The following is a 17194-nucleotide window of genomic DNA, read 5'->3' as shown; positions in this document are numbered from 1 at the left end:
TTGCGACTACGGTCGGTAGCCTTTACGAGGTCCAGGTGTAGCCATCCGTGAACCTGGGTAGCAGCCGGCGACGCACTCCTCCCGGAGATTCCAGCATGGGAATTTCCGATGACACAGGCGATCACGCCCTCCTCAACTCGTACCAATTTCGACCTCGCCGATCCGTTCCGCTGGCTATGGCTCGCTGAAGCCGTAGAGGAGCATTACGGCGGATACAGCAGTCTTCGCCGCTATATCACTGAAGGACGGCTTGCTACCGCCGAGAAAGTCGGCAAGCGCTGGAGGGTACGCAAATACGACCTCGACGGCCTCATCGTCAAGCGGGCCGTAGACCCCAGCCCTGAAGACGTCGAGGCCGCAGTGGCCCGCATCGTCGCGTCCGCTCCCCCTCTGAGTGACTCGCAGATCCGAAAACTCGGCAGGGAGTTCGTCTCGCAGCTACAAAGGCGGCAGGCGGCCTGAGCCTGATGACGACAAACGAAAACCCCGGAGCCAACGACTCCGGGGTACCCGAGATTACTACGTCTCGCGTTGATGCTACATCCGGCGATGGAGAGCCGCAGGGCCTTGATCGCAACCTGTTGATCGCGCCCGATTTCATCTTGGTCCGGATGGCGCTAGTCGACGAAATCGGATGGAACGCGGCGATCGTCCTCCAACGGATCGCTTTCCGCTACGACGTCCACCCCAACGGATGGCCCGCAACTATCGATGAGATCTGCCGCGAAACGCGGCTCAAGAACTCTGTTGTGAAGGCAGCGATCAAGCTGCTTCGCACACGCCGGTTTCTCGACTCCAGACGTGCGTCTACATGGGACTCCACGCAGGTCTGGAGCATCAACTACGCGACACCCGCCACACCGGAGATTCGCACCGAAGCCCTACAGAACCGCAGGTCGTCCCGACAAGTCGGAATCCGACCGCCCGAGGAGTCGGAATCCGACCTCTGTGAGGAGTCGGAATCCGACTTCCCTCCTTTATCTAAAGAACTAGAAGAAGCCTCCTCCCTTCCCCCCTCCACCAGGGTCGCGGGCCAGCTACCGGAGGAGGACATCGAGATGGGGGCGAGACCGACGGACTTCGCCGCCCGGGCAAGTATCGAATTCACAGCGAGAGGCCACACCCCTTTGGTCAGCGCAGACGCCCGCCGGACCTTGAATCGTCAGGCGACGAGGGCCGTTGCTGCGGGCCTAAATCCTGATCTGCTTATCGAGGCTGCTCTCAAGGCCGACTCGCCGTCGGGCTGGCTGGTGAGCGTAGGAATGCCCGGACTCCTGGCATCGCGATCTGTGCCGGCAGTGACTCATGGTCACGGACCGCAACGGCCGGCTACGACACCGTCTCCGGCGCAGTACGATCGCTCTGGAGAAGCTGAACGCCGGTCGGCTATTCGGGTAGAGAACCAGGAGCTGGAGACTCTAGTGGCGTCTGTGCCACCAGTCCTCCGAGAGCACCTTGCAGAGGTTGCTCAGAACCTCGAGACTGGCGTGCCTCCCGACGTGGCTCGTCGGCAAGCTGTCCGCGTTGCGATGGCAGATTTCCCCAATCTCGATCCGTCCAGCGCCATCGAATCTTGGCTGAGGACGAAAGTGAGCTGACCATGGGAATTGCTGGTGCGAGCTACAAAGAAACCTCGGTGAATGACCAGCTCACGGACATTCCAATCGAGGCGCTCAAACACCGGTCGAGAGTCCCTCCCGCACTCGCTCACCGAAGTCGTTCCGTGCTCCCACAATCAGGGACGACTCACCGAATCCGCCAGCGTCAGGCGTCGCCCACTGCGCGATCTGCAACACACTCCCTCCGACGTTCTCGCCGAGCTGCGCGATTGCTCTACCTCGCTTTCCCACAGCCGCGGCCAGACATATCGATAGTCGGAAGGAACCGTTCAATGCGAGAGGCAACCCCTGCATCACAAATTCGGAACTCTTCATCACTCAACGCCTCAGAGGCCAATAGCGCCTGCGAGGGCGGCTTCCACCCGCCTCGCCTCGCTGGTCTGGTCGTCCATCAGACTGTTCCTCGACAAGGTGCGTAGTCGATGTGGCATCCCCTGCTGCGGCTGCTGCGAGGAGCCAGTCGGGGACGTCGCGGCCGTCGTATTCGCGGATCGCAATGGCGGCCCGGGCTGCGGCGGCCGCGACCCGGGTCCGCGGCTTGTTCTGGTTCCTGTCCATCGGAGGCCGTTGCGTCAGCGCGCCAGGCGTCGATTCAGCTCAACTGACAACTCCGCAACCCGCGCGGATGCCTCCGCGACCCGCCATCGCGCTTCGGCATGGTCGTCCGCTTGGTCCTCGCTCGCGCGCTCGTGCTCACGGCGCTCAGTCGCCATGACCAAAGAATACCCCTGCCCGAGCACCAGGGCAGGCGACTGCAAGTGGCGATGTCCACGACTCTCGACCTCCCCACATTGGTAGGCGGTGGCCAGTTCGGCGACAGTGTCGCTCTTGTATGGCTCCGACTGCACAATGGCACCACTGTGGACAAGCGAGCGTCCCCTACAAGCCGGTAGTAATGGCTCTTGCACGTGCACAGAGGCTCACTCGGTCTATAGGTGGGTACTGACGTCTCCATAGAGCGAGTTGTAATGGCCCCTAAGAGACGGTAGTGCTGTCTAGCGACCCTTGATACCGGCACTCAGGGGACAGACCTGGCGGTACCGGACCGCGACAAGTGATTGCACGTGGCGACCACGCACAGTCGATGGCGAGTGAATCAGCGAAGTTGGTCACGCGGTGGCCGCAGAAGCTAACACGCGCGGGCCAGCTTGGCGAGCGCATGCGCCAGCTCGCTCCCCGACGTCGCCCGACCAATGCGCCAGGTCAGGTGCCGCCGCCCGGTTGGTCGCGAGCCCCGCGCATGGCTGGGGGTTTGGGGGCGCGCAGCGGTCCCCCAACGAGCCCCGCTGGCCCGAGCGCAGCGAGGGCGGTAAACGGAAGGCGCGAAGCGCCGACTGTTTAACGGCGGGGACGCTCGCTGAGGCCGCAATATCTTCCGCGCTAGCGGTAGCGTTTGGTGTAGGTTGGCCTCTATGACGCAGGAGGCCGGTATGGCGGAGTCGACGGGCGATAGCCCGCTCGACTACGCCGTGCTGGCCGCCGGAGTCGCTGCGGCGGTGAAGAGCACCCGGGCCCCGGAGCCGGAGCAGTCCGTGGTGACGAAGTCGCTGCGGATGCGCGCCGACGGCGCGACGTACGAGGCGATAGCCGAGGGAGTCGGCGTCTCGGCGAAGCGAGCGGCGTCGTGGTGCCGCCAGGCGGCGCGGATCGACGACCGTTTCGACGCCCGCTCGGACGCCCCGCGGAAGGTCCGCAAGGAAGCGGCGGCCAAGGCCCCGTTGGAGAAGCTGATCGGCTGGCGTCCGCGGCCGGGCACTCGGGCGGTGCTGGAGCGGCGCGCCAAGATCGAGGGGCGGAGCCTGACCGACCTCGTGCAGACTGCGGTCGACGCGTACCTGCAGAGAAAGTCCGCGGGCGTGGAGATACTGGTGCGCCGACAGCTGCGTAAGGAGCTCAAGGCCGAACTGCGGGCGGTGGCCGATGCGGTGAGCTCGCAGTCGGTGGAGATTGCCCGACAGGGCAACAACTTGAATCAGCTCACCCGGTTCTGCCAGAAGTATCAGGAGCTGCCGCTGGCGATCACCAGTGAGCTCGAATCGGTTCGTCTGGAGCTGGCGGCCAACCGCGTCGAATTGGCGCGGCTGACGGATGCGGTTGAGAAGCTGGTCGGAGGCGCAGACAGATGACAACACTGAGCGGCTCGTCGCTACCGTTCGTGAAGGGCTTCGACGACTACATCAGCAGCGCTGCCGCGCACGACCAGGACCGCCCCGGCGGTCCGTCCGCGCGCGTGGAGTGGATGAGCACGCTCGGCGACTGTCGGCCGGAGACTTTCGTAGGCGACATGCTGCGCACGCGGCTCGCCTACGGCAAGGGCGATCTGGAGATCGACGCCTACTCGTACGTCCTGTCGCACTCCCACGAGGAGCTGGACCCCGGCGACGACGAGCTGGGCGCGGTGGCGCATCGACTGGCCCGCGAGTGGGCGCGCGAGGCGTGGCCGGGCCGCCAGATCAAGATCGTCACCCAGCGCGATAACGGCCGCTGGGAGGGTCAGGGCGACGACCAGAAGTGGGTCGCCGGACACTGGCACTCTCACATCGTCGTGGCCAACGTGGCCGAGCAGGAAGTGTCCTTACGTTGGCAGAACGCCGACAGCGACGAGCTGGTGAAATCGTATCCGGCCGGCCGCGCAATCGACGGAGACCTCAAGAACATATTCCGCTTACGCCACGTCACTGATGCCGTGGTGCTGCGCGAGTGGAAGTACGACAACGCCGCCTTTGTCGAGACGTGCCGGAAGTTCGCCGACGGCTCGGCGTCCAAGCAGGACCTGGCCCAGCGCGCCGAGCGCGGGCACAGCACTTACGACCAGGTGCGTCTCAAGCTGCGCACCGCGGCGGCGCAATCGGTCTCTTGGGAGGACTACGTCGCGCGCTGCCAGGCGGCGGCCGTCGACGTGCGGGTCCGGGGCAAGGCCGGGGTCTCGTACTCCTGGATCGGCGACGACGGGCTGGAGCGAAAAGCACGCTCCCGCGGCAAAGCCGGCATCGGCCCGGAGTTCACCAGGTCCAAGGTCGCGGAGCGCTGCGCCGAGAACGCAGCGACCCTGGCCCGCGGCGAGACGCTCGAAGTTTCAGAGCAGGCGCTGGTGATGCCGACGAGCACTCTGATGCCGGACCGACCGCGGCCGGTCTACCTCACGGCCGACGGTCGCCCGCCGTGGGAGCAGGACGAAGCCGCCTACGTCGAGTACGTCCGCCACACCGGCGGCACCTACGAGGGATGGGCGGCGCAGGCAGTCGTCGCGAGGGAGCCCCTCAAGGGTGTCACGCTGACCCGCGACGGCGACGCGGTGACCGCGACGGTCGATACGGGCAGCGGACCGCTGGTGGTCGACGTAAACGCCGAGCTGTCGGCGCGCGCGGCCGACGCGCAAAGGGCACATGCCGTGCAGCAGAAACATGCCCAACTCCTGCTTGACCAGCGCGAGCTTCTCGACCGGCGCGAGGCGTCCATCAAATCCGACCGCGGGGCTCTCGAGGCCGAGAAGCAGGCTTTCGAGCCGACCAAGGCCAAGGAAATCGAACAGGCCCGAGCCGAGGGCATTCGGCGGGGCTACGCCGAGACCGAGGACGCCCGCAACGCCGCTGCTGTCGAGCGTGATCGCGCCCGTGAGAAGGGCTACACCGAGGGCATCCGCAAGGCGAAGGCCGACCTCGCCGAACGGGAGGCGAAGGTCGCGGCCGATCTCGCCAAAGCCGACGCGGCGTGGGCAGAGGTCAATGCTTTCGACCAGGAGGCAGCGAAAGCCGGCATGAATCGCTGGATCGTCCAAGCGCTGCGAGAGGACACCACGACTTTCGCGCATGAAGGCAAGGGCAACGCCCTCGATCATTACGTGGCCCTCGGCCAGAAGGAGATCCACAGGCAGAAGGGCATGGGCCGCAAAGTGGACATCAAAGAAACCGAGGGGCAGCGCCGCGCGAAGGTCGACGCCGCGGTGCGGGGAGCCCTGGGTCAGAACCGGCAGGCGAGCAAACAGGCCGGACGGCAGCAGGATTCGGATTATGGATACGGAATCGGATGATCGTCACGGTAAGACTCGCTAGAGGCCGGGTAGGGCCGATAGAAGCAGGGGGGTGCGCATCGGATCGATGATGAAATGGGGTCTCCGGAACAGTTGCTGTATCGCAGACTCAACAGCCAGAAACAGAACTTGCGGAGGTTCTTTCATGTGTGCGGGTCAGCTTCGTCCGCACCCCGGTTGAGCCGGTCGATCACGTCGTCGAGTCGCGCGCGGACACCAGCTGGCATGCCCTGCGCCTCTACGATCGCATCCTCGGCCTCGGCGAGCACGCCGACGACGGGTCCGACCCAGCTCGTGTCGTCCGTCATGCTGCTTCGACCTTCAGCTCCAACGCCTCGTTGCACCGCAGCAAGAGGGCACACGCGATCAGCGCACCCTGCACGGCGTTCGTGCCATTGTATTGAAGGTCGCTGACCGTATGCGCGGTCGCATGGCGATTGAACGTGTTAGGCACCGGGTCCTTGCGCTTTGCGAAGTAATGCTGATACGTCTGCCAGATCGGCGCAAAAGCGAGGAGGTCCCGCGTTCCGAGATCGTCGTAGACCGCAGGTTTGCGGTCGTCTCCCTTCGGCTTGAGCTCGGCTCCCATGCCGTCTTCGAACAGGCTGGTCAGGGCCGCGTCGATGATCGAACCGACAAGGGCTTGCCCGGCCTCGGCGTGACCGCTTGCGATCGCGTCAATCGCTGCGAGCAGGTGCCGGGCATACGGCCGTCCGGCCTCGGTACCGAACCGTCCTGTCGCGGCGCGGCAGTCGTCGAGTATGTCGTCTCGCCGATCGTCGATGACGGCGCGCCGCGATTCGACGTCCACTGCCCTGACGAGGGCCACGACGATCTCCGTGCGCGGGACCCCGTACATCGCGATTCCCTCGTTGAGCACAATGTCGTCGACGACGCTCATGTCCTGGTCCTCGAGAGATCGCAGGTTCGGTGGGAACAGCGCTCGTCGCAGGCTGCCGAGCGTCGACAGCGCGGGGGCCAGGCTACTCAGGATGATCTGGCGCTGGGCGGCGAGCTGTTCGCCCCACATCGTCTGGGAGTCGAGCACCGGCTTCATCGCGCGCTCGACCATGGATTTTTGAGACTTCAAGATATCGTCAAGCACGGACGCGGCGGCTGAGGTCGCGGGAATGGCCTGGAGTAGCAGGCGTTGCTGTGTCTCAGCAATCTGAACCGGCTTCATGCCGAGCAACTTCACCGGGTCCGGAATCGCGTAGGCCGCGTTCGCAGTGCGCTGCGCATGGGCCAGTCGCTTGGCCATGGTTGTCCCTCCCATTGCGCGCGTCACGGCTTCGGTGAACCCCACGCTGCCGAGTGCTGCTCGCTGGGCGTCGACGACTCGTTTGGCGAGACCTGTGTTTCCGAGGACCTCCCTCAGCGCTTCGCTCGCTGGAGAGGCACCGGAAGGCTCTGTTCTTCGGCTGTGGGCGCTCCCGGCAGCGACGTCATCGAAAGGGACGTTTTCGTCGGTCTTCGGCAGTTCGTCGGTCATCGACCTATCTAAGCGGATCGGGTGGCATCGCGCCTCACGAAACCCGCAAAGACGGTTCAGGGCATGGACGCCGCCGTCGAGATGATCCGTTCGGTAACTGAGTGACTCAAGTCAGCGCGTCGAATTTCGATCAGGCCTTTGATGAGAGCGAATTGTCGGTCGGCGCTGTCGGATCAGGCCCTGAGCGAACCGAGCGCGAAGTCCAGTAGGCGGTCGACATACGACCGATCAAGGCTCGCCCCGGGGATCAGCAGTAAGCGCACCGTAGATCAGATCGATGACCATGGCCGGTTCGAAGTCGGCCGCGAGATCATCACCGACGATCTGCTCCAGCGGTGGCCGCGGCCGTCGCCGTTCGCTCGCCGGCCGGCGGCTGTGCGGCGCAGGCTGGTGGTGCGTACGATCGGGCAAATATCAATAACAGAAATGTTGTCATGACCCGTTGGTGTTATTACACGGTAGCGTCAGCAGCACCGATCATTCATGGCTAGGCAGCCGGCATCGAGCATCCTCACTGCCGACCAGGAGAAAGCCCTCCGGGCAGCGGGGTCCTTCGTAGATGAGATGCCGCCATTCGAGAAGCGTGCCTCGACACTGGCGACGCGGCGCAATATCAATCTCCTGGCTCATAGCTTCAGCACCGCCGAGGTCGCCGATCTGCTCAAGGTGTCACAGGCACGCATCCGCCAACGCGCCACGGTACGTGGCCTTCTGGCAGTCAAAGCCGGGACGAAGTGGCGATTTCCCCGATTCCAGTTCACCGCTGACGGGGAAGTCACAGGATGGTCTCGCATCGCTCCTATATTTCCGGAGAGTGCACATCCGACCTCGATCGCTTGGTTCGCGCAGACTCCTCACAGTGATCTCGTCGTCGCCGGCGAAGCGGTGTCGCCTATTGACTGGCTGGCTGGAGGCGGGAGCGCCGAGCGCGTAAGCGCTCTGGTTCACGTTGTGTTCGACGTCCGCGGGTCGTGATCGAATACTTGCCGTGGGTCGAACTCGGGGCGGTTTCCACAGTTCGACGACCGGTATGCGCGCTCACAGTTAAGAGCACTCCGAACTAAGTGGGTCGTACGGAACCATTTCTGATGGTACGAAATCCTTGTAGAGATGCCGTGATCGAAGGCTCGCACCGCTCGAACCCGCGTGGCCCCATAGGCCCGAAGCCGAAACGAAATTTTCGCATCACAGGAGGGCTAAATCATGACTGAACCTCGACGCAGAGTCCCAGGGCTGCACTGGATTTCCACCGATAGGGAGGGGACAACCCACAAGCGCGCAGTCGCTGGAAGGCCTCCGGCATTGCCAGCGAAGAGCCGGATCTCAGCACCATCGACGCTCCCGACAACACCTGTCACACCGCCGCCCCCACCTGCCATAAAGAGTCCGACCAAGAAGGCCGTAACGGTGTACATCTCCCCCGATATCTACGTACAGGCCCGTCTGGCTTACAAGACCACGAGCTCAGCTGAAGGCGATCGCAGTTGGTCTCACTTCGTGGAGAGGGCCATTGCTGCCGAGGTCCAGCTTCGGGCACAGCGGCATAACGGAGGAGAAATGTTCGAGGGCGTCGATATTCCACTATCGCCAGGCCGTCCGCTCGCGGAGTGACTTCCCACAAGGGCCGCGTCCTATCGTCTCCTCGGGGCCGAAGGGTACGTCGCAATCGCGGCTCGCAGACCCGTTGATCGCAGCGTGCTGAGCTCGCCATGAGGTTGGCCGATTCCTCCTCTCCCGTCGTTCCCGGACCTCGTACAGAGTCTCGCCCTTGCTCGCCACCTCACACGCTTACTGAGGGATCTCTCCCCCCTCGTCCAGTGCGCGCTGACGGTACGCATAGTCATCGGCGACCGAATTCTCCAGCAGCTCGGCGAAGAGCTGGCGGTCGACCGGAATGCTGCCCCCCCGATGGGGACGTTGATGTTCACGCGGTCTAGTCTCCAGCCGTGCTGTCCTCGGAGAGGGCCTTGTGCACCGTGCCGACAGACACAGCGACGCCGCGGGCGATCTCGCGGACCGACTCGCCGCGCTCGCGGCGTGCGAGGATGATCGCACGCTTATCGTCATCGAGGACTGTTGGCCGACCGCCGACCTTGCCTCGCTCGCGGGCAGCGTGCAGGCCGCTGCGGGTCTTGCGTGCGATATCGCGGCGGCGGTCCTCGGCGATCGCCAGGGCCATGTCTAGGACGAACGATCGCTCGGTGTGCTCGCCAACGGCGATGCCTTCGAGAACCTTCACTCCAACGCCGCGGGCGAACAGGTCCGACAAGACGGTGAGTCCTTCAGGCAAGTTGCGGCCGAGGCGGTCAACTTCGAGCACCGTCAGCATGTCGCCGGGGCGCAGGTAATCCAGAGCAGCCTTGAGCCCGGGGCGGTTGTCAACGTTGAGCTTGCCAGACACCCTCTCCTCAAAGACCCGGATACAGATGTTGCCGAGTGCGTCGTGCTGGCGCTGCACGTCCTGGTCCTTTGTACTGACACGGACTAGTCCAACGAGTGCCACGTCTGTCTCCTGTTCGAGAAACCTGTTCACCGACAGCGTCGAAGACCGCTCCCTGATACACGTTAGATGAACGCGTTTACGAACACTTTCTCGATAGTTTGGAAGTCGGCTACAGGACGTGAGCAGGGCCGTTCGATTCGGTCGGCAATTGACCGTTTGATGAACGGCGACCTGGCGCTATGGCACGACATTTGGGCAGACAGTGTGCGGATGCCCCCGAAGCGATGCCCGCGACGAACCCGTGGTTGTACGACCGGGGCTGAGGACCACCTGTCATGCGGCGGAGCGGCGCTTCTCTATCAGCGGAGTCTGACCTCAAAGACTCATGGTGGGCCGCTGCTCCTGTATGCCACGCGTCCCCAAGGACTGTCGGTGGCCAACGCTACTTTGGTTCCGCAGGCCAACATGACGAATTTACAGGGGGCTCTTTTGAGCTATGTATGGCAGTGGCTAATCACAACCATCCTCGGGTGGGCGGTGCTCGGGGTCTGCATGGTGGCGTTCTTCGCTTGGAAGTGCTCAGGAGCCGACGCGTTCAATTCACTCAGAATCGCGGAGACTGATCGGGCCATCATCCGTGTAGTCGGGCGCCGAATCTCCAAGAAGGAGTCTCTGAAGGGAAGATTCCGCCAGACGGCAGCATCAATGTTCAGCATTAATCCTATTGCTGGCCTCAAGGACGACACTGCTACCTGGGCATTCGGAGTCCACCAGCAAGCCGATAGCATCGATGATGCAGAGGACCGGAAACTCTTGTATAACGCCTTCGCGGCGTTCCCCGAACCTGGCCTGGATCAGACAGTGGCCACCGGCATAGGTCGGCGGGCGGAGGATCGGGCGGACAGAGAGTTGGAACGAATCTCCGTCGGCCTGCTCGAGTCATCAGATGTTGAACAAATCCGAATGGTGGTTGGCCCCCGAGTGGTTTTCGAGATGAATGCTCGCATCCTCCGCAGGGCACTACAGGATCGCGAGTTCTGTAACCATGTACTTCGCCAACTGTTCTTGCTCATCGACTACGCGGGTCGCGGAACATCCGTCGGGTTGCTCGTGACTGCACTGACGATGCCAAGCACCATCGACGACGCAGTCCAGCGCGCCGGGTATCTCACGCTGGTGGGAGGAACACTTGGGGCGAGCGTATTCGTCGGGAAGATGTTCCAGGCAGTGGCGCAAGCCGCCACCGAGGAAGGGAATCACTCACCTGTCGCGAGATTTGTTGCGACGCATCCGTGGTGTACCGTTGCGATCTTCACTGTCGTCCTGGGCATCATGTACGCGGCAGTTATCGTATCGCCCCTACTCACCACCTCGCTCGTAACGTGACAGGCGCTTCGATGCCTTGAAGCCCCGACTCGTTGGAAATTCGTCGACCGGAGTCTCAGACTTCAGTGCGATCCGTTCCAACGATCCCTAACCTGACGTCATTGAGACTCGATATGCGGCGGCGACAGTCGCTCCACCCGGGTGTACCCCATACAGACGGACGTTTGTCCGGGCATGTCAGCGCTTTGGCGGCGTGGCGGCGGGGGTCGTCTATGGTGTCGATTCGTGACCCTCACCCCGCTCCAGTCGGCCGTTGACGTACTAGATCGAGCCGGCAGCCTTCTACTCGCCGCCGACGCGGTGCCAGATCCGCTCGTAGCGGACGACATGCGTCGATTCGCACTCGCGCAGGGTGTGGCGGCGCTCGACACCTATCTGCACTGGGCGATCGCCGACGTGCCGCTGAAGAACATGGCATCGGCGCTCAAGAGCCTTGATGTCCCGTTCGAGGAATTGATCTCGCTCAGCGAGGCTGTGGTCGCGAATCGGGACAAGATTAGGCCGAAGGTTCGTGCGAGGGGTGCGCTGGAGCGAGTGATTCTGACCATGACGTTTCAGAGCAGTCGTGGGGTCGAGCAAGCGATGGCGTTCCTGGGAATCAGGAAGGCGTTCGCAAAGATCTCTCCGCACATGGTGCCGGCGCACAAGCCGTCCGATGTGAAGGAGAGGCTGAACCGGATAGTCCACCGACGAAACCAAATCGTCCACGAAGGGGACCTGCAGCGTCAGTCGCGCCCTCAGAGCATTAAGCGGGAACCCGCCGACAAGGTAAAGATCGGCGCCGACCTCGCATGGTTGCGCATGCTGGTGCTGGCGGTCGACGCGGCGACTCCGTAGTCCTCAGTTCAAGTCAGCAACGTCTGGCCGGGGTGTCGGCCAGACGACCTGGCCGCGCAGCGGGCTCGGGTCGAGCACGACGACGGCCTTCTCGGCCAACTTCCTGGACGTCGTGGTCGGGCCACGTCTGAGGTAGTCGCGGACCGCCTCGATGGGGTCGGCGCTCGGCGGCACGTCGATCACGCGCCCCATCAGGTCGACATGCCTGCCGCGGAATCGTGGATCGTCGTCGGGGTGCCGCCCAAGGTCTGACTTGCCGAAGTCCACCATCTTGCGTCGTCGGTGGGGAAAGTTGACGGTCGGATGCTGCGCGTAGAAGGTGTAGACGTCTAGGTCCTTGACCCCGTTCTCCCCGTCAACGAAATGCAGGGCGGCACCCTGACACAGTGCGGTGAGCAGCACTCGGCTGCGGAAGACGCCAAGTCTCGGGTGGTCCTCAAACATGTTGTGTCGGTCCGCCTCCGCGAGACGCGCTAGTCGGCCGAGATGGTCGCCGGTGATCGGAGACATCGACCGTTCAAGGTCTGGACCGTTCGTCATTCGAGGCCGGTCTTCCACGAATCGTTCTCGACGTCAAGGACATTCGACAGATCCGCCAGGGCCGTCTTCGCGGCCTCCGCAGACGTTGCGAAGGGTGCGCGACTACCTTCCGGGAGTAGTCCTGCAAACTTCCGGAGGCTTGCCGTGATGAGGCCGATGTGGGTACCCAAAACCTGGCGCTGGCCCGACTTGGCTAAGCCCAGGTCGTCGGCGAGGGGTTCAAGGCGGTGCAGCGCCCACAAAAGCACGAACACCTGGTGGCGTAACTCTTCGTCGCCAGACCCGACTGTATCGGGGACTCCACCGGAGGTGGCCTTGTCCGCCACGCATCGGCGCGCAGAAGCGACCGAGCCTGTAGTGAGGTCTTCGATGGCTGCAGCGGCATGTCGAACAGCCGCCTCTCGTCGCGATTCGTACTCTCTTGACTCGCGGTCTTCGACTTGAGCACGCCAAGCGAGCCAAGCGAATACCGCAGCCGACGCCATCGCCATCGCGTTGAACCAGGTCGCGACATCTCCTAGCTGGGGCGGGTAAAGAGACACTGCCGCTAGTCCTCTCCGTCAGCAACGAACGATCTGGCGAGTTCTTCGAGATCGGCGAACGGGAGCGAGCGCAGAGACTGCCCCGGACCGAGTTCCCACGTCGAGTAGCCTTCCTTGCCATCGGGGGTGCCGTCGGCCTTCCAAGTGCCCTCGGTCACGAACTTCACCTCGACGGTGACGGGGACGTCCTTGTGCGGACGGATCGACAGCAGTTTGCGCCGTCCGTCTCCTTCGACAATGTGGCTGCCTTTGGTATCGACGCAAAGCACTTTGTCGCCGACCCATACGAGGAAGTCAGGGAAGAACCAGACTGTCTGCCCCAGGGAGATGAGAGGGATCTTGTATCCGGTCTGCGAGCGGTTCCGCGTCCACGGGAGGCCGGTGCCATCAAGTGCGCGGGCGAAACTGAGCTCGAAGGGATTGAGGCCGTCGTAGCCCTCGTGGATCGCGTTGCTGAATGTCTCCATCAACGACTTTCGGACCAGCGTGCTGCCAATCTGGTACGGCTTCGGCTTGAGCAGTTTGATGTCGGCGTAGAGCAGGTACTCGTCGACGGCGTCGCCCGCCCTGTCGGTGAGCGTCTCGTACGCCGGGCTTCCGACTCCCACTTTCGCGTCGAACTTCGGCTCGTCGGTGTCGATCACCATGAGCGCCGGTCGGTATCTGCGCGCCACCTCGCGCTTGAAGACCCAACGGGCATTGACCCGGTTGGACTGCTCGAACTCCTTCCACTCTGAGTCGACGGACTCGTTCTTGCCGATCGCCTGCTGGACGGTCCGCCGGCGTCCGACGCCCCGGGTGTTCGTCTCGTCGGCCGAGTAATCGTGGATCTTGGCCAGCACCTTGTTCACCGGATCGACCGTGCGCGAGCTGTCCGTCGCGGACCGTGGGACCGAGCGGCTCGACTTTGGGGACAGGCTGACGGGGTCCTCTGTCCCAGGAGGCGACGTGAGGATTCGAACCTCCGGGGCGTCTCCGCCCAGTCCCTTCCGCACGTCCTCGACCACTTGGGCGAACGAGTCATTGCGATCGACGCGGACGTAGAAGTGCGCGGTATTGAGGCGGTCGGACTGGTAGTGCGTGGCCCCCGGCTGGCGGAGGACGCGACCGACGATCTGGGTGATCTGGACCGAGGAGTCCATCGTCTTGTCAACGTAGGCGAAGTAGACGCTCGGATCGTCCCACCCCTCCTGGAGGGTCTGGTTGAAGATGATGTGGCGGTAGTCGCCGGCGATGAACTCGTCGTAGTCGCTGTCTCCGCCACCAAAGAGCGTGAATTCCGCCGGAAGGGGAAAGTCTCTGTGCGTCTTCAGATTCGCGTAGACGGCCACTTCCTCGGCGGGGACGCCGCACTGCTCGGTGAGGTACCGCCAGATCACGATCGGCGGCGCCTGTCGCTGCTCGAACGGCTGCTTGGGATCATCGGACTGGCTCGCGTCGTCAGCGAGGATGTTGGTGTTGCAGACGTAGATCGCCTTCGGCAGGAACGGAAGCCCTTCGGCCATCGACATCGCCTCGGCCTCACGCATGTCGACGAGCATCTCGGACACGGTCTCTTCCATCGGGGCGTTCAGCCCGTCCAAGGAGATCATCCCCTTGACCAACCCGGACGAGACGACTATGGCCGACTTCACCGAGGTGATGAGGTCGTCGTCGCTGTAGTCGCCCTGAGTTCGAAGGGGCTGGATAACTTGCGTGTCGAACTGCGCCGGGAAGCGCAGCGTGGCGCTCGCCAGGAGGAATACCGCAGGTTGCTGCTCCAGCAGGAGCAACGTCTGCTGGTCGCTGAGGTTCTGGGCCTCGTCGTAGACGACGACCAAGGGGCGGCGCTGGCCATCGGCCGTTTGCCGGAGCTTGAGCGCCTCCCATCTGGTCGACTCGATGTTGTCGGTGTCGGCAGCGAAGATCTTGAGGCTGCTCTTCTCGCGGTCCTTCTGGTTGAACGTGCCGACCGTGGCGAAGTACAGGAGCGCCCCGTCGGATTCGGCTACGTCCGCGGGGTCATACTCGCTGAGGAGCCGAACCGGGACGCCCGGCAGGAGGTGGGCGTACTTGCCCCCCTCGTCGAGGTTCGCGTAGCTCTGCTGCACGACGACCTTGCCCTTGGAGAGCCACAGGATCACCGGCGAAAGCTCAGACAGTTCGACGATCTCGCTCACAGCCTGAGCTAGAATCGCTGTCTTTCCCGAGCCAGTGATCGACGACAGCGCTTGGTAGAACGGCACATCGTGACGGTTGGCACCCCGTCCGAACGAGATCGGCTCGGTGCTGTATTCGATATACCGGTCGGCGATCTGCGACGCCGCCTTCTGCTGAAACTGGAACAGCTCGATCGCCATTTCAGACCGCCTCAGTGAAAGGCTCGGACCGGACGTCCAGGCCAAAGTCGGACAGGATTCGGTCGGGAATCTGATACCAGATCACGTCGTCGGTGACGATGAGGTTGCGCCTGCTGTAGACGTGATAGACGTCGCCGAGGCCTGCGGCGTCAGCCTCCTCGGTGATCGCTTCGTAGGCCTCCTCGGTCAGGTCGGTACTCGACCCGGCCCCCGCCCACACGAGGTAGATGCCCTCGTTGTTGGCGTTCTTCGCGACGAGGTACGTGTACGGCTCGCCGTCATCGCCGATCAGGATCAGCTCTGTGCGACGGCGAGTTCCAGTGCTGGAGTGCGAGGCGATGACCGTATCGACCATCTCATCCCGCTCCATGAGTAGGAGAGTCTTCGCGTCAACCTTCTTTTCGAGTGCCTTGAAAGTGAAGCCGCCGCCCAGCGCGGGGCGACGCTCCTTCTGCCAGTCTCCGGTGATCACTCGGGTGAGTCGGTCGACGGTCAGCGTCCTGGCGTACGAGTCGCCGTTGTCCGGCCTGCCCTGCTCGACAAGGATGAATCGTCGGTCGGTTTCCTGTGCGTGGTTGAGTTCGAGCACCGCGTGTCCGGTCGTCCCTGATCCAGCGAACGGATCGAGCACGGTTCCGTTGGGTGGGCACCATATCTGAAGAAGTTTCGTTACCAGCTTCAGCGGCTTTACGGTCTCGAACTTATGCCCGGCACCGACGACCAGCGTCAGCTCCTTGACTCCTGCCTGGCTCAGACCCGACTGTTCCCAATCCCAGGAGGTCGAGCCCATCTCAAACGGTTCGTCGTACTCATCAGAGGCCCAGTAGGTAATCGGAACGAACCCTTTGCGTACAGCCTCCTTGTACTTCTTCGGACGAGGGCCACCTGTGCCCTTCAGCCCCCACCACACGAACGGCCACTGACCTCGTTTGAGGACGGCGGTGGCCGCCTGTGTCGCCGACTTGGGGACAGTCCCAGGTCGGGTTCGGGGTCGTTCCTCGCCCGACGCGGGAGGGAGTGCTCGGCCGCCCTTGACCATCAGGGCCGTCGGGCGACCGTCGCCGATATTGACCGTCGTGTAAGCGACCCCCCACTCCTCAAGCCATTGCTTGATATTCCGCTTCGGGTGGGCCCACGACCTGTAACCCGCCGGGTAATGGATCGTGCCATCGAAAGGTGACTGAATACCGTACTGGTCCTTTGGGCTTGAGGTACGGGCCGTCAAGTCATGTTCCCTCCAGAGACCGCGGTGGTCGTCATCAGGATTCTTGTAACGGTCGTAGCTGTCCTCGTTGCGGGGCAGACTGCCGGTCGACGCGCGCTTCTCGTTCTTTGCATAGACGAGGACGTACTCCGTCGTGCTCGCGACGTGATTCTTGTCGTTCTTCGGTGCCGCAGCCTTCTCCCAGTTGATGATTGCGAGTCGGTTCTCCTCGCCAAAGATCTCGTCGAGCATGTTGCCCAAATGAAACAATTCGCGGCTGTCGATGCAGATTGCTAGCACGCCAGAGGGTTTGAGCATCGCGCGCATGATCTGGAGGCGCGGGTACATGAACTTCATCCACTTGGTATGACGCGCTGGGTCGTCACTGCCGACGAACTCGCCCATGTCGGGATCGTTGGGGTCCTTATCCCACTTGTCGTTGTAGCGGAAGTCGCTGCCTGTGTTGTACGGCGGATCGGTCAGGATCATGTCGATCTGCCCGCGCTCGCGATAGAGCGACGCCATCGCTTGCAGGTTGTCCCCCTCGATTACCAGGTTCCGCGAACGGCCGTGCTCGTCCCCGGCGCTCAACGACTTGACGGTCCGCTGATTGCGAGGCCGAACACGGCGGCCGATCTGACGTGCGAGGACCTTGCCGGGGAATGACAAGTTGACGCCAGCCCCAGTCTTCTCTCGGATCATCTCGATCAGCTGCTCGACTGGCAGCGACTCAAGATCGGTCAGATCATCCATGTATCCCCT

The 17194-nt window shown here is 63.1% G+C and carries 15 protein-coding genes; 8 read left to right on the top strand and 7 right to left on the bottom strand.

What is annotated here, in order from left to right; all coding sequences use genetic code 11:
* Window positions 1–108 precede the first annotated feature (108 nt).
* From L5G28_RS08555 to L5G28_RS08540, 4 genes are all read left to right on the top strand, one after another.
* The gene (locus L5G28_RS08555) at window positions 109–462 is read left to right on the top strand and encodes a DNA-binding protein (protein ID WP_237001157.1); all 354 of its coding nucleotides are present in this window, start codon (window positions 109–111) and stop codon (window positions 460–462) included.
* A gap of 5 nt (window positions 463–467) precedes the next feature.
* Window positions 468–1598 carry a hypothetical protein gene (locus tag L5G28_RS08550; RefSeq protein WP_237001156.1) on the top strand — a complete coding sequence of 377 codons (1131 nt, stop codon included), beginning with the start codon at window positions 468–470 and terminating at the stop codon, window positions 1596–1598.
* A 1451-nt stretch (window positions 1599–3049) separates the two neighbouring features.
* Window positions 3050–3745 (top strand): hypothetical protein, encoded by a 696-nt coding sequence (locus tag L5G28_RS08545; RefSeq protein ID WP_237001155.1) that lies wholly within the window; start codon window positions 3050–3052, stop codon window positions 3743–3745.
* A complete protein-coding gene (locus L5G28_RS08540; RefSeq protein ID WP_237001154.1) occupies window positions 3742–5649 on the top strand; it encodes a relaxase/mobilization nuclease domain-containing protein in 1908 nt (635 codons plus the stop codon). The genes L5G28_RS08545 and L5G28_RS08540 overlap by 4 nt, the downstream gene beginning before the upstream one ends.
* Before the next feature lie 143 nt (window positions 5650–5792).
* Here L5G28_RS08540 and L5G28_RS08535 read toward each other — a convergent pair whose 3' ends face one another.
* Complete coding sequence (locus L5G28_RS08535; RefSeq protein WP_237001153.1) at window positions 5793–5957, bottom strand: hypothetical protein; 165 nt, start codon at window positions 5955–5957, stop codon at window positions 5793–5795.
* Window positions 5954–7141, bottom strand: a complete 1188-nt coding sequence (locus L5G28_RS08530; RefSeq protein ID WP_237001152.1) for a hypothetical protein — start codon at window positions 7139–7141, stop codon at window positions 5954–5956. Before L5G28_RS08530 ends, L5G28_RS08535 begins: the two co-directional genes overlap by 4 nt.
* Before the next feature lie 483 nt (window positions 7142–7624).
* On the opposite strand from L5G28_RS08530, the gene L5G28_RS08525 reads away from it, so the two are divergent.
* Both L5G28_RS08525 and L5G28_RS08520 read left to right on the top strand, forming a co-directional pair.
* A complete protein-coding gene (locus tag L5G28_RS08525) occupies window positions 7625–8116 on the top strand; it encodes a helix-turn-helix domain-containing protein (protein WP_237001151.1) in 492 nt (163 codons plus the stop codon).
* 228 nt (window positions 8117–8344) lie between these two features.
* Window positions 8345–8752: a ParB family protein gene (locus L5G28_RS08520; protein ID WP_237001150.1), complete on the top strand. Its 408-nt coding sequence runs from the start codon at window positions 8345–8347 to the stop codon at window positions 8750–8752.
* A gap of 322 nt (window positions 8753–9074) precedes the next feature.
* Here the strand turns inward: L5G28_RS08520 and L5G28_RS08515 are convergent, their stop codons facing one another.
* Entirely contained in the window at window positions 9075–9644 is a 570-nt protein-coding gene (locus L5G28_RS08515; RefSeq protein WP_308191962.1) for a recombinase family protein, read from the bottom strand.
* Between the two features lie 372 nt (window positions 9645–10016).
* On the opposite strand from L5G28_RS08515, the gene L5G28_RS08510 reads away from it, so the two are divergent.
* Window positions 10017–10970, top strand: coding sequence for a hypothetical protein (locus tag L5G28_RS08510; protein ID WP_237001148.1), 954 nt, complete (start codon window positions 10017–10019; stop codon window positions 10968–10970).
* A gap of 225 nt (window positions 10971–11195) precedes the next feature.
* Window positions 11196–11807, top strand: coding sequence for a hypothetical protein (locus L5G28_RS08505; RefSeq protein WP_237001147.1), 612 nt, complete (start codon window positions 11196–11198; stop codon window positions 11805–11807).
* 3 nt (window positions 11808–11810) lie between these two features.
* On the opposite strand, the gene L5G28_RS08500 is transcribed toward L5G28_RS08505, so the two are convergent.
* The 4 genes from L5G28_RS08500 to L5G28_RS08485 are packed head-to-tail and all read right to left on the bottom strand — an operon-like array spanning window position 11811 to window position 17185.
* Window positions 11811–12317 carry a hypothetical protein gene (locus L5G28_RS08500; RefSeq protein WP_237001146.1) on the bottom strand — a complete coding sequence of 169 codons (507 nt, stop codon included), beginning with the start codon at window positions 12315–12317 and terminating at the stop codon, window positions 11811–11813.
* Window positions 12318–12343: 26 nt separating this feature from the next.
* A complete protein-coding gene (locus L5G28_RS08495; protein WP_237001145.1) occupies window positions 12344–12889 on the bottom strand; it encodes a hypothetical protein in 546 nt (181 codons plus the stop codon).
* Window positions 12890–12894: 5 nt separating this feature from the next.
* Complete coding sequence (locus tag L5G28_RS08490) at window positions 12895–15228, bottom strand: DEAD/DEAH box helicase (protein WP_237001144.1); 2334 nt, start codon at window positions 15226–15228, stop codon at window positions 12895–12897.
* A gap of 1 nt (window position 15229) precedes the next feature.
* The gene (locus L5G28_RS08485) at window positions 15230–17185 is read right to left on the bottom strand and encodes a site-specific DNA-methyltransferase (protein WP_237001143.1); all 1956 of its coding nucleotides are present in this window, start codon (window positions 17183–17185) and stop codon (window positions 15230–15232) included.
* Window positions 17186–17194: the final 9 nt, after the last annotated feature.

The organism is Gordonia liuliyuniae, from assembly GCF_021739025.1.
Lineage (GTDB): Bacteria > Actinomycetota > Actinomycetes > Mycobacteriales > Mycobacteriaceae > Gordonia > Gordonia liuliyuniae.
This window is presented reverse-complemented; position numbering and strand designations above follow the sequence as displayed.

What these genes read in the sequence shown, in the direction of transcription:
- L5G28_RS08555 (WP_237001157.1), top strand. Translation starts at nt 109, where the DNA reads ATGACACAGGCGATCACGCCCTCCTCAACTCGTACCAATTTCGACCTC.
- L5G28_RS08545 (WP_237001155.1), top strand. Translation starts at nt 3,050, where the DNA reads ATGGCGGAGTCGACGGGCGATAGCCCGCTCGACTACGCCGTGCTGGCC.
- L5G28_RS08520 (WP_237001150.1), top strand. Translation starts at nt 8,345, where the DNA reads ATGACTGAACCTCGACGCAGAGTCCCAGGGCTGCACTGGATTTCCACC.
- L5G28_RS08490 (WP_237001144.1), bottom strand. Translation starts at nt 15,228, where the DNA reads ATGGCGATCGAGCTGTTCCAGTTTCAGCAGAAGGCGGCGTCGCAGATC.
- L5G28_RS08550 (WP_237001156.1), top strand. Translation starts at nt 468, where the DNA reads ATGACGACAAACGAAAACCCCGGAGCCAACGACTCCGGGGTACCCGAG.
- L5G28_RS08485 (WP_237001143.1), bottom strand. Translation starts at nt 17,185, where the DNA reads ATGGATGATCTGACCGATCTTGAGTCGCTGCCAGTCGAGCAGCTGATC.
- L5G28_RS08530 (WP_237001152.1), bottom strand. Translation starts at nt 7,141, where the DNA reads ATGACCGACGAACTGCCGAAGACCGACGAAAACGTCCCTTTCGATGAC.
- L5G28_RS08500 (WP_237001146.1), bottom strand. Translation starts at nt 12,317, where the DNA reads ATGTCTCCGATCACCGGCGACCATCTCGGCCGACTAGCGCGTCTCGCG.
- L5G28_RS08540 (WP_237001154.1), top strand. Translation starts at nt 3,742, where the DNA reads ATGACAACACTGAGCGGCTCGTCGCTACCGTTCGTGAAGGGCTTCGAC.
- L5G28_RS08525 (WP_237001151.1), top strand. Translation starts at nt 7,625, where the DNA reads ATGGCTAGGCAGCCGGCATCGAGCATCCTCACTGCCGACCAGGAGAAA.
- L5G28_RS08535 (WP_237001153.1), bottom strand. Translation starts at nt 5,957, where the DNA reads ATGACGGACGACACGAGCTGGGTCGGACCCGTCGTCGGCGTGCTCGCC.